Genomic DNA, 12,218 nt, shown 5'->3' on the forward strand with positions numbered 1-12,218 from the left:
TTCTAGGACGGTTTTAGGCATACAGTGCTTTAAACTGAATTGTTCCTTTTTGCACCCATTCCGCAGCACAAAATTAACGGTAACGGATCGATTTGTTGTATTTATTTATCCCTTCTTTTTGTATGGGTTTTTGTTAAATAAAAAGCGCTGTTTTTTTAAATTGCGTAACAGGATGTGTTGGCTATCCTGTTAATATGAAAGAAAAAAACAGAAGCGATAAAAAGCATTCGCCCAAAAAAACGCTGTCGCAATAGCAACTGGATGGCGAGATATTATTCGGAAATTTCGCGGTTATTCATATCATTTTCAATGATTTAGTAGTTGATTGATGCGGTTTTCAGTGATATTTATTGCTGATGTTTAGGCTATGTGCGGAATAAATGAATGGAAGCTGAGCAGTTAGAAGTCCTCAATTTCATTAGCCAATACCCCCCCTTTGACGACCTACCCGATGAGCATCTTAAAAACATTGCGATGAATGCCGAAGTGGCTTACTTCCGGCAGGGCAGTGATATTTTGAAGTTTGGTGATGATATTCGCGACCTCTACATTGTGCGTAGTGGTGCCGTAGAAGTGTATCGCCGTAAAGGTGAACTGTATAACCGCATTGATTCGGGTGGTTTGTTTGGGCAAATGGGTTTGCTCATGAATAACCGCGTGCGTATGCCGGTGAAAGCGATTGAAGACACGCTGGTATATTGTATTCCTGAACAACTGTTTATTGCACTGTGCGATGAGTTTGAAAACTTCGCTGACTTTATGGAGTTAGAAGACAGCGCACGCTTACGCACCGCCGTTTCTAGCCAGGCGGATGGTAATGACTTTACCACCGCCAAAGCCCGCAAAATCTTAAGCCGTGACCCTGTCACGTTACCATCAACAGCGACCATTCAAGAAGCGGCCATGCTGATGGCGGAAGAGAATGTTACTGCGCTGTTGATTGTGCGTTCGCCCGATGAAACAACAGAAGATGACGACGATCAGCTATTAGGCATTTTGACCGATCGCGATCTGTGTATTCGTGTATTAGCGCAGGGCATTGATACCAATTTGATGGTCAGTGAAGTGATGACCACGGATGTGATCTCGCTAGACTACAACGCGTATGTGTTTGAAGCCATGCTGACCATGCTGCGTTATAACACCCACCATTTACCGATCTTAAAAGACAAAAAGCCGATCGGCGTGATTGGCATGACAGACATTGTGCGTTATGAATCGCAGAACAGTCTGTTGTTAGTCAGCACCATTTATCAGCAAACCAGCGTTGATGAGCTCAAGCAAGTGGCGGGGCAGGTGAAAGACTGCTTCGTGCGTATGGTGAGTGAAGATGCCAACGCACACATGATTGGTCGCGCCATGTCAGTGATTGGCAGTAGTTTCAAACAGCGATTGGCCGAATTGGCCGAACAAGAGTTAGGCCCCGCGCCGATCCCGTATTGTTTGATTGCCATGGGCTCGATGGCCCGTGATGAGCAATTGATCGTGACCGACCAAGATAACGCGCTGATCTTAGATAATAGCTACGATGAAGCACTGCATGGCGAGTACTTCGCGCAGTTTGCCAAGTTTGTGTGTGACGGCTTGGCAGAGTGTGGTTACGAATACTGCACTGGCGATATCATGGCGACCAATCCGGAATGGCGCAAAACCCGTGCCGAATGGGAAGAATGCTTTGCCAACTGGATTGATAACCCAACGCCGGAACGCCTGCTGAACAGCAATATCTTCTTTGATTTGCTGGCGGTACACGGCCGATTGAAATGGGCTGAGCACCTTAGCAGTTTCGTGGTACGTCGCGCGAAAAAGAACAACCGTTTCTTAGCCGCCATGGCCTATAACGCCATTCGCCGTACGCCACCATTGGGCTTCTTTAAAGATTTTGTGATGGAAAAAGATGGCCGTCACCGTAACTCGATTAACTTGAAGCGCCGTGGTACTGCACCAATGGCTGACTTGATCCGCGTGCATGCGTTGGCGATGGGCTCCCGTTCGCAAAACTCGTTTGAGCGATTGGATGACATCAATGATGCCGGCATCTTGCCGAAAGGGCGGGGCATGGACTTAAAAGACGCCATGGAGTTGATCTACATGGTGCGGATCCGACATCAGGCGCTGGATATTGAAAACGGTGAAAAACCGGATAACAACATTGAACCTGAGCACATGTCTGATTTTGAACGCCGTAATTTGAAAGCCGCGTTCCAAATCTTAAGCAGCGCACAGAACTACATGAAGTTCCGTTATCAGAGAAGCGGCAAATGAGGCGACTCTTCAGCAAACATGCAGGCGATGCGCCGCTGCTGGATACGTCCGGCACGCCAGACTGGCCAACGTTGTTTCAACAGTTGGCCACAGAGGCCACCGATCCACGCCTTAAAGCCTACTATGCCACCCCCATGGTGAGCGGTGATACGCCGTTAAAAGACGTGCCATTTGTCTCTATAGACTTTGAAACGACGGGATTAAATGCCCAAAACGATGCCATCCTCACTATTGGGTTGGTGCCGTTTACCTTGGCGCGTATTCAATGTAACGGATCGCGGCATTGGGTGGTGAACCCAAATCGGGAGCTGAATGAATCGTCGGTGGTGATCCACGGGATTACCGATTCAGACGTGAAAAATGCCCCGCAGCTCAATACATTACTGGCCCCCATTTTAGAGGCCATGGCCGGAAAAGTGGTGCTGGTGCATTATAAAAACATTGAGCGCCAATTTTTTCATCATGCGTTAGTTAACTGCATTGGTGAGGGTATTCAATTTCCGGTCGTTGACACGCTAGACATTGAATATGCGTTACAACGTCGACAATGCGCTGGGTGGCTCAACTGGTTAAAAGGCAAGAAACCCGGTTCTGTACGCTTAGGCCATGCGCGTGAGCGTTATGGTTTACCAGCCTACCAACCCCATCATGCCTTAACGGATGCGTTAGCCACGGCAGAGCTTCTTCAAGCGCAGTTGCAATACCATTTTGACCCTGACATGCCGCTGTCGGCGTTGTGGCAATAGTCACAAACCGTGTAATGGTCTTATGCTTAAATGGTATTAAAAACAATGGGATAGATTTTAAACGATAAATGATGCTTATCGTAATGATGAAAACATGCAATGTGTTATTGCGTTTTTTATCGTTAAACTTAGTGTTAGAGTATTTTCTCTAAAATGATGCTTATTTGTACGATTTTGTAATGAAACCCACAAAAAGCTATCACAGATATAGAAAATAAGATGTAAACGGTCACGTATTTTTAAGGAGATAATTCGTGAGTACCGATAATAATGGCGGGATCCAACGCCCCGATGGCAAAGTCAACGCAATCGACACCGATTACCAAATTGGTCAAGATAACGTTGCTTTAAAAGTAGGGCCATTTGGTCTCGATATCCATAACCGCGTGTTTGCTATTTCAGGACTCTTTATTGTTCTGTTCGTTATAGTCACACTCGCATTTGGAGAACATGTAGAGCCGTTCTTTTCTGGCCTGCGTTCATGGTTAGCATCCAACATGGATTGGTTCTTCCTTTCTGCTGGTAACATTTTTGTTGTTGTCTGTTTGGTCTTGATCGTCACGCCGCTTGGACGTGTTCGCATCGGTGGTACAGAAGCAACACCTGACTACTCCTATATGGGTTGGTTGGCCATGCTGTTCGCTGCAGGTATGGGTATTGGTCTGGTATTCTTCGGCGTATCAGAGCCAATGTCACACTTCAGTGCAGCATTGGGTGGCGTAACCGTTGAAGACGGTGTGCGTACTGACTGGTCACCACTGGCGGGTGCCATCGGTAACACCGAAGCGGCATCAGCATTGGGTATGGCAGCAACGATTTACCACTGGGCACTGCACCCGTGGTCTATCTACGCACTATTGGCGCTGGGCTTGGCGATTTTCTCGTTCAACAAAGGTTTGCCTCTAACCATGCGTTCAATCTTCTACCCACTGTTTGGTGAGCGTATTTGGGGTTGGACAGGTCACATTATTGATATCCTTGCGGTTGTCGCAACGGTGTTTGGTTTGGCGACATCATTGGGTTACGGTGCCTCTCAGGCAGCAACCGGTCTGAACTTCTTGTTCGGTATCCCAATGACAGAAACCACGCAAGTGGTACTGATTGTTGTGATCACAGCACTGGCGTTGATGTCGGTGGTTGCGGGCTTGGATAGCGGTGTTAAGCGTCTGTCTGAAATCAACATGGGCTTGGCGGCGTTGCTGCTGTTGTTCGTGATTGTGGTTGGCCCAACCATGGCCATCTTCACCGGTTTCTTCGAGAACCTTGGCGCGTACTTCTCTAACATTGGTGCGCTGTCTATGCCGTTTGGCCGTGAAGATGTGAACTTCACACAAGGCTGGACTGCGTTCTACTGGGCATGGTGGATTTCCTGGTCACCATTCGTGGGTATGTTCATCGCGCGTGTATCTCGTGGTCGTTCTGTGCGTGAGTTCATCATCTGCGTTATCTTGATCCCATCAACCGTATGTGTATTGTGGATGACAGCGTTCGGCGGCACGGCAATTAGCCAGTACGTGAACGACGGTTACCAAGCGGTATTCAATGCTGAACTGCCATTGAAACTGTTCGCCATGCTTGATGTGATGCCACTGACTGAAATTACGTCACTGGTTGGTATCGTACTGGTTGTTGTGTTCTTTATCACTTCTGCTGACTCTGGCTCATTGGTTATCGACACCATCGCTGCGGGCGGTAAAGTGGATGCACCAACGGCACAGCGTGTGTTCTGGTGTACGTTTGAAGGCTTGGTCGCGATTGCCCTTATGCTGGGTGGTGGCTTAGCCGCGGCACAGGCGATGGCCGTTACCACGGGCTTCCCATTCACTATCGTATTGTTGATTGCAACGGTATCGTTGGTGAAAGGCTTGATGGACGAACCACGTCCAGCAGCGAAGTCTCGTAAGAAAGCACAAGCGTAATCCTTTGTGATGACATAACGCTGAGTACTAAGAAAACGGCATGCCTCGGCATGCCGTTTTTGTATGTGTCGTTTGAACCTCTACAGTGTATTGCGCTCCATGTATTCTCATTAAAATGTGACTTCATTCGGATGATGAAAATGGTGAATGTGATAGATGGAATGATTCTACACTTTCCCCCAAGACTTGATAGGATAGCGTATTAATATCAATTTTTTATTCGTTACGTTAGCATCTGCTAATGGTGATATGTAGAATTGTAATGTAGCGTAGAACCATATATAAAGTTGTTAGCAGGGAAAATAAAAATGGTACCATTTGGTTTAAGTACAGAGCAGTTTTCAATGAAATTTTTAAGTTGTCTAGATAAAATAACTCCAAATTTTATTGAAGAACTGAAGTCATTATTTCTTTTACCTGTATATGAGACTGTATCTGAGGCTGAAGTGCAAATATTTCTTGGAGATGATGGCATGGAAACACCTTCTGTGTGGATATACTTCCAAGGTGAAAATAATAAAGTAGATAGCTCTGATCCAACAATCTTTCCAGGCAAGTCAAGTGAAATACTCAATGGCTCATATGATATTCCGCCATTTGATGAGGAGTATTACTTTGATGAAGACTTCGGTGGCGTTGACTTAATAGCTAATATAACTAAAAGGTGGTTGGCTGAATGTTGGTGGAAAGCAGGTGGGTGGGAGTATCCAATTCCAGTAAAAGTGTGGGTACATGACGAGTTTGGTGATGGTTCATCAATTGATTTATCCAAGCCCTGCTAACAAGCGCTTCAAACGGAACAAAAACAGTTGGCTGTTTCGCTACCGCTTCACAAGTATAGCCAACTATTCCTGTCCGCTTAAGCGGGCTACATGGACTCCCCCTGTGTCAGGATAGTTGTCACCTGTTAACTTATGAGGTGATGATATCACCTCTAACTAGGTGGCCAAACTCACTATGCCACTACATGTGGCATCTTCGCCATGGATACAGAAGCTGAATCTTTGTGGAATGGCGCTAAATCGATGCCATAGATTGAAAGTGACATGGCGGCCTCCGAACGTTTTTTACCCCGACTCATCAAGTTTGGCTGTAGTGGATGAGGGGGAGCCCATGTCATTCGTAATGCAAGTCAGGTAAGAGTAGCGATGAGCAGACGCTAGAATCGCTACTAATACCATGGCAAAAGACCGCTTGGATCAATAAGTGTTTAGACCAGTAACAACCTTGCCCACACACAATCTATTGTAGAAACTACCGCTTGTATTGGTATACGTAACCGTATTCTTGTTGACGACAATAGTAGCGATTTCAGTTCCGTTGTTGTAGAACTGAACAAATACAAACTTATCTGAAGACTGATTTATATCGACAAATTGACCAGAATATAGCGCGGTGGTTAGTTTGTAACCTTCCGAATCTTTCGTGATTGAAAAGTTCATGTTATCAAAGTAATTTTTCTCGAAGTTCTTGGTTTCTGCCACCTCTCCTAGAGGGGTATAGCCAACGACTGAGCAATTTAGGTTTCTGAACTTTCCTTCGGCTACAACCTGGTTAGCAGAAACTGATGTTGATAGCAAGAGACTTGTAATAAAAATGGTGCGTAGTTTAGTTTTCATTTTGAAGTGGTCGCTCAACCTAACTTTATTTTAAATCGACATAACACAACTTGGTGTCATGCATTGTGAAACCATATCTTCCACTTGTCCTTCTAACATTGAGCTTTTATCAACATAAATGAACGAAGACATTAGCAGCATTAGTGACAATGACGAACGCCTGTACGTGAATCTACATGACAGCCGTAGCGGTCAGTACCACCTGAATGTGCGTATGCAGTAGCAGCAGATAACGATAGAAGTAGAACTAAAGCGATGTGTTTCATAAATTATTTCCTAATTACGTTTTACTTTGGGGTCATTAATTTGTCATGCTTTCAAGTCGTTTCAACACTTATAAACTATGTGATTCGGCTTATATAAGACTTACAAAGATATATATCTTTATTGTTAACTTGTTAATTTCATTACAAAACAGTAGCTTAGTGCGGCGCGTGTATTTGGTGCGCACATAACAAACGACCATGGCGTCAATCACTAATTTTTGGTGATGTTTTCATCCCACATGCCGCCATCTCGTAACATGGAATTTAGGATAACAACCATTTTCCTATTCCTAACATAGGCAATGATGGCTACTTTTTTGGGTTTTCCAAACAACCAATAAACAACCAAGACACCCACACTTTTGTAAAAAACCAAGACACCCACACTTTTGTACTTTCTTGCCCTGTGTTCTAGGCTTCATTTTTCATGGATGAAAAAGGGAGCCGGCCATCATGCCCAAGGCAAGAAAAACACAAGTGAGTTTAACCGACACGCCTTATTACCATTGTGTATCGCGATGTGTGAGAAGAACCTTCCTTTGCGGAAAAGATCCGCTAACGGGGAAGTGTTATGAGCATCGACGTACTTGGGTGGAACAGCGGTTGCTTTTCCTGGCAAGGGTGTTCTCGATTGATATCTGTGCGTATGCGGTAATGAGTAACTATACCCATATCGTGTTACATGTGGATGCTGAACAAGCTCAACGTTGGTCAACGGAAGAGGTCATTACGCGCTGGCATCGGGTGTGCAAAGGGAATTACCTCTCCAATACTTGGCTGGATGAAAGTCAACGAAGCCACATGGAGAAGGCACAGTTACTGGCGATCGAGCGGATTGCAGAAGACTGGCGTGAGCGGCTATACGATATCAGTTGGTTCATGCGCCTGCTCAATGAGCCGATAGCCCGACAAGCCAACCAAGAAGACGGTTGCACCGGACGTTTTTGGGAAGGGCGGTTCAAGTCACAAGCCCTGCTTGATGATGCGGCTTTGGTTGCGTGTATGGCTTATGTTGACCTGAATCCTGTTCGGGCAGGAATGGCTAAAACACCTGAAACCTCTCCTCATACCAGCATTAAAAATCGCGCAAATGCTGCGAAATCCAGTTTCCAACCGAGAACACTTCTTCCTTTCGTGGGTAACCCTCGCGCCAATATGCCTAAGGGCTTGCCCTTTGTGTTTACCGATTATTTGTTGCTTGTGGATGAAACGGGACGTGCCATTCGTGATGGTAAGAAAGGGGCTATCTCAGACAATGCACGCAATATTGTTGCTCGCCTCGGCTTGAGTGAAGAAAATTGGTTGGAACTATCCTGTTATCTAGAGAAAAACTTTTCTGGCGCGGTCGGTAAGGAACACTTATTGCGAGAGTACCACCATCATATCGGTCAGCGACGCACTCAAGGACTAAGCGCTTGCCGACGGCTGTTAAACGCAGCCTGATAAACTTACCGCCATCCCCCCCCATGTTTTACTAGCCAGGTGGCTAGGCTTTGTCATGCAAGAAATTGACTGAACACTCTATATGACAGCGATCAGATCCCCAATATTCATGGTGGTCGTCGATGCAAGGGAAACTGTAGGGCAAAATACGTCTGTTTGCTGAAGAAAAGGCGTTGTTGATGGATGCGATTTAAACGATTTAAATATGGCTGTCATGATTAAATTGTGAAGGCTTAAATATGGATGTCATGCCTGACTTTCACTTGAGGGGCAATGCCACCATAACGTTTCCACTTCCGACGATAGCGGGGGGATATGATTGTAATCGTTGCAATAACCTTAGTTCGCCCCCTGATTTTTGCTTTGTAAAAGCCATGTTATGCATCAGCACGTTGCCTGCCGCATCTTCGTCATGGATACTGGGTAAATATTCGGTAAGATCAATGCTATAAAGTGATTTTGATGGAGCTGTGATGAAAAAATTAGTATTGAAAAACAGTGACAATATCACTTATCGTCGGCTTAAAGAGGGTGATGAATGTCGAATTAAAACGTTTCAGAATGAGATGGCTGAAAAGGCTCGAGGCTTCTTTACACCACATGCAAATGATGATGAAACAATTGATAACGTCATCTCACGTTCAATATTGGATGAAGACCGTGTATATATTGCGCTTGATGAAGATGGTATCGTTATCGCGTATTTTTTCCTTTGGTGGTATGCGTCTGATTTCCCAGTATTAGGCATTGGGATTGCCGAAAAATATCAAGGTCAAGGATTTGGTGGGCAACTTATTGAGATTCTCATTGAAGATGCTAAAGAAAATCAGTGCAGAGCTATTGAACTGACTACAGTGCTAACGAATAAAAGGGCTTTCGCATTATACCAAAAGCTGGGGTTTATATACTTAGGTAAAGTGAATAATCTGGTCGGCGATGGCAGCATTGTCGAAGAATCTCATCTGTATTTTCCTATTGAGTCTGGTGTTAAAATACCGCCAAGAAACCATGTGACGCCGTTCTAATAAAAGAGTAAAGGCATCCTTGATTTTGTCCTTTCCGGGATGAATTGAATCCACTAATAATTAATCAGTGAGGCAGTATGAGTATAAAAGTGCAGTGGGGCGGGGAATGCCAGTTCAACATTACCACGGCAGGTGGGTTTAACATTGCAATCGATGCGACAAGTCAAAAAGCACCGTGCCCGACGGAAATGTTATTGTCAGCATTAGGCGCGTGCAGTGCGACAGATGTCGTGCTACTTCTTCAAGAGCAAGGTTTTGAGATTGACGGGCTAGAGAATGTCGTTACCTACACATTGACAGAGGATGAGCCTCGATTATACCAATCTGCCAATTTGCATTTTGTGGTGAAGGCTAAGGGCATTTCAGAGGCGGATATTTTGTCAGCGGCTCAATCGGCTGTATCAACGCACTGTCATGTGTGTTTAATGCTACAACCGAAGATTGAGATCACGTGTTCGGCACAAGCATTGTAATACGTTCATGAAAAAGCCCGATGATTAACAACGGGCTTTAAATTAGCACGATACTGCTAAGTGTTGGCATTCAGGACTTGAGTGATAATCCACAATTCCTTCACGGCCTTCAACGACGTGGCAATAGGTTACTAAGATATCTTTGAGCAGTATTCGGCCTCGTTGAATGCGGCTTTTGGTTGTAGACAAAGGCAACCCGAGGTGATCGGCGACCGCTTGCTGGGATAGTCCGTCTAATTCAGACAGTATCATCGCTTGCCGGTATTTTTCCGGCAAACATTCCAGCATGGGACGTAAGCATTGACCGATTTCTTGCAGGTTACGTTGTTCTGGCGCGATCTCCTCCTCAACGTGATGGTCAAACAATTCGTCATGCACATGTTGTGCACGGTAGACATCCATGATGGTGTTGTGCGTGATCCGATAAAGCCAGCTTTTTAATTTATCTTGCGATGCCAGTTGATGAATTTGGCCGCTGGCTTTGATATACACGTCTTGAAGAATATCATCGGCCATGTCTTGATCGCCGGTCTGCTTCACAATATAACGTCGAAGTTGCTCTTTGTGAGCAAGCCACTCTGACAACATAACCTTTTGCCTGTATGAATTACGGAATGTATATTTCGATTATAATCGAAATATACAGAAGAAACCATAGAGAAAAATCTGACGATGAAAGTCTCAGCTAACGACCTGCACTGCGCCTGCTTGTTTTGTCCAAGCGGCAAATCCTCCTGCGAGGTTTTTCACTGGTCCAAGCCCCATGTCAGCGGCTTGCTTGGCGGCATACAGCGAACGTAGGCCGTGTGCACAGTAAAACACATAGGTTTTGTCTTGGGCGAACACGGTGTTATGAACGGGGCAGTCAGGATCAATTAAAAACTCCAGCATGCCTCTTGGGCAGGTAAAGGCTCCTGGAATGATCCCCAATTTTTTGCGCTCTTCGGCTTCGCGGACATCCACGAAAACATAGTGGTCGTTGTTGTACAGGTGCTTGGCTTCTTCAATCGAAAGATCCTCTACGGTCAGGTAGGCTTCTTCTTTAAGGGCTTTAATACCTTTGGTGATGACTTGTGGCATAACTGTTCTCTTGGTGTGCGCCTTATAACGGCGAATAGTTAAAATGAAATAAATAGGCAGTGTCAGTTTGCTGTCCACCGCCGGTGTGATGATGCTAAGGACGTTGCGTTAGACCGTCTGGGTATTGAGTGTAATCAGGTTCAGTTAATTCACCGTTTCGGTTAAACAATCCTTCAAGCATCAGTGTGATGGCGCCATCACCGGTTACATTACAGGCGGTGCCGAAACTGTCTTGCAGTGCAAAAATGGCGATCAGTAAGGCCACACCTGCCGGATCAAAACCTAAGACGCCGACCACAATCCCCATGGATGCCATGACGGTACCACCGGGTACACCGGGCGCCCCCACAGCAAAAATACCAAATAGCAGAATAAACAGTGCCATGGTGCCAGCAGAAGGCAGAGTGCCGTACAGCATTAACGAGATCACCATGACAAATAAGGTTTCTGTTAGCACAGAGCCAGCAAGGTGGATGGTGCCGCCCAGCGGTACCATGAAGTCCACGGTTTCTTTCGTTAATACGTGAGATTGACGCGCTCCAGCCAACGCAACAGGTAATGTTGCGGCGCTCGACATGGTGCCGACTGCCGTTAAATAGGCAGGGCCGTAGTGCTTGAGTACCTGCCAAGGGTTTTTACGCGAGATGATACCTGCAATGCCATACAAGACACCTAACCACACGATATGTCCTGCCAGTGCCAATAAGACGACTTTGAGAAACACCGGTAATTGCTGAGTTAACGTGCCTTCATAAGCAAGGCCGGCAAAGGTTGAAGCAATAAACAGCGGTAATACAGGGATCACGAGGGCGTGGATCACCTTCATCATCATGCGTTCAAACTCATTGAGCGCTTGCTCAATGATGGTTGCTTTGGTGCTTAATGCCGTGATTCCTAACAACAGAGCGAGGACCAATGCTGACATGACCGACATCACCGGCGGAATCGAAAGCTGAAACGCGGCTTCTGGAACATGCTGCAAAGTGTCGATAGCGCTCGGTACCGACAAGTAGGGAATGATTGCAAGCCCTGCTAGGTAAGCAAATACGGCTGCCCCCACGGCAGACAGATACGCAATGGCAATGCCAGCCCCTAACATCTTGTTGGCATTGTGTTTTAGCTTAGTAATAGCCGGTGCAATGAACGCGATGATCACCAAAGGCACCGTATAAAAAATCAGTTGCCCTAAGGCATATTTCACTGACATGACAATGGACATAAGGTTGTCATTGGCGAAGAAACCGATGGCAGCACCGGCAGCTATCCCCAAGAGCAATTTAATAATCAGTGACCACTCACTGAGACGATTTTTTTGTACATGCATAATAGTTTCTCAACACGTCTTTCTATGGCAAAACAGGCTGCGCTGAATCCATGCGGCA

The 12,218-nt window shown here is 45.8% G+C and carries 12 protein-coding genes and 1 pseudogene; 7 read left to right on the top strand and 6 right to left on the bottom strand.

Annotated features, from left to right (window positions below):
* Positions 1-384: 384 nt before the first annotated feature.
* The 4 genes from ACSF8W_RS17895 to ACSF8W_RS17910 all read left to right on the top strand — a co-directional run bounded on the left by ACSF8W_RS17895 (position 385) and on the right by ACSF8W_RS17910 (position 5,712).
* Positions 385-2,265, top strand: coding sequence for a DUF294 nucleotidyltransferase-like domain-containing protein (locus ACSF8W_RS17895; protein WP_428478068.1), 1,881 nt, complete (start codon positions 385-387; stop codon positions 2,263-2,265).
* The gene (locus ACSF8W_RS17900) at positions 2,262-3,011 is read left to right on the top strand and encodes a 3'-5' exonuclease (RefSeq protein WP_428478067.1); all 750 of its coding nucleotides are present in this window, start codon (positions 2,262-2,264) and stop codon (positions 3,009-3,011) included. The genes ACSF8W_RS17895 and ACSF8W_RS17900 overlap by 4 nt, the downstream gene beginning before the upstream one ends.
* Before the next feature lie 254 nt (positions 3,012-3,265).
* Positions 3,266-4,930 carry a BCCT family transporter gene (locus ACSF8W_RS17905; RefSeq protein WP_428478066.1) on the top strand — a complete coding sequence of 555 codons (1,665 nt, stop codon included), beginning with the start codon at positions 3,266-3,268 and terminating at the stop codon, positions 4,928-4,930.
* A gap of 308 nt (positions 4,931-5,238) precedes the next feature.
* Entirely contained in the window at positions 5,239-5,712 is a 474-nt protein-coding gene (locus ACSF8W_RS17910; protein ID WP_500848524.1) for a hypothetical protein, read from the top strand.
* Between the two features lie 417 nt (positions 5,713-6,129).
* Here the strand turns inward: ACSF8W_RS17910 and ACSF8W_RS17915 are convergent, their stop codons facing one another.
* The 3 genes and pseudogenes from ACSF8W_RS17915 to ACSF8W_RS17925 form a co-directional block, all read right to left on the bottom strand.
* On the bottom strand, positions 6,130-6,549 hold the full coding sequence (locus ACSF8W_RS17915; protein WP_500848525.1) for a hypothetical protein: 420 nt from the start codon (positions 6,547-6,549) through the stop codon (positions 6,130-6,132).
* A gap of 140 nt (positions 6,550-6,689) precedes the next feature.
* Positions 6,690-6,815 (bottom strand): YHYH domain-containing protein, encoded by a 126-nt coding sequence (locus ACSF8W_RS17920; RefSeq protein WP_500848526.1) that lies wholly within the window; start codon positions 6,813-6,815, stop codon positions 6,690-6,692.
* A gap of 211 nt (positions 6,816-7,026) precedes the next feature.
* A pseudogene (locus ACSF8W_RS17925) lies at positions 7,027-7,143 on the bottom strand (IS110 family transposase); the annotation flags it as partial.
* A gap of 125 nt (positions 7,144-7,268) precedes the next feature.
* Here ACSF8W_RS17925 and ACSF8W_RS17930 point away from each other — a divergent pair.
* The 3 genes from ACSF8W_RS17930 (at position 7,269) to ACSF8W_RS17940 (ending at position 9,756) form a co-directional block, all read left to right on the top strand.
* Positions 7,269-8,258 (top strand): transposase, encoded by a 990-nt coding sequence (locus tag ACSF8W_RS17930; RefSeq protein WP_500848527.1) that lies wholly within the window; start codon positions 7,269-7,271, stop codon positions 8,256-8,258.
* A gap of 473 nt (positions 8,259-8,731) precedes the next feature.
* Complete coding sequence (locus ACSF8W_RS17935; protein WP_500848528.1) at positions 8,732-9,283, top strand: GNAT family N-acetyltransferase; 552 nt, start codon at positions 8,732-8,734, stop codon at positions 9,281-9,283.
* Between the two features lie 77 nt (positions 9,284-9,360).
* Positions 9,361-9,756 carry an OsmC family protein gene (locus tag ACSF8W_RS17940; protein WP_500848529.1) on the top strand — a complete coding sequence of 132 codons (396 nt, stop codon included), beginning with the start codon at positions 9,361-9,363 and terminating at the stop codon, positions 9,754-9,756.
* Between the two features lie 42 nt (positions 9,757-9,798).
* On the opposite strand, the gene sigZ is transcribed toward ACSF8W_RS17940, so the two are convergent.
* From sigZ to ACSF8W_RS17955, 3 genes are all read right to left on the bottom strand, one after another.
* Entirely contained in the window at positions 9,799-10,344 is a 546-nt protein-coding gene (sigZ, locus tag ACSF8W_RS17945) for an RNA polymerase sigma factor SigZ (protein ID WP_500848530.1), read from the bottom strand.
* A 93-nt stretch (positions 10,345-10,437) separates the two neighbouring features.
* Positions 10,438-10,836: a rhodanese-like domain-containing protein gene (locus ACSF8W_RS17950; protein WP_500848531.1), complete on the bottom strand. Its 399-nt coding sequence runs from the start codon at positions 10,834-10,836 to the stop codon at positions 10,438-10,440.
* A 94-nt stretch (positions 10,837-10,930) separates the two neighbouring features.
* A complete protein-coding gene (locus tag ACSF8W_RS17955) occupies positions 10,931-12,160 on the bottom strand; it encodes a dicarboxylate/amino acid:cation symporter (protein WP_500848532.1) in 1,230 nt (409 codons plus the stop codon).
* Positions 12,161-12,218: the final 58 nt, after the last annotated feature.

It is taken from the genome of Photobacterium sp. 270122K (assembly GCF_059941365.1).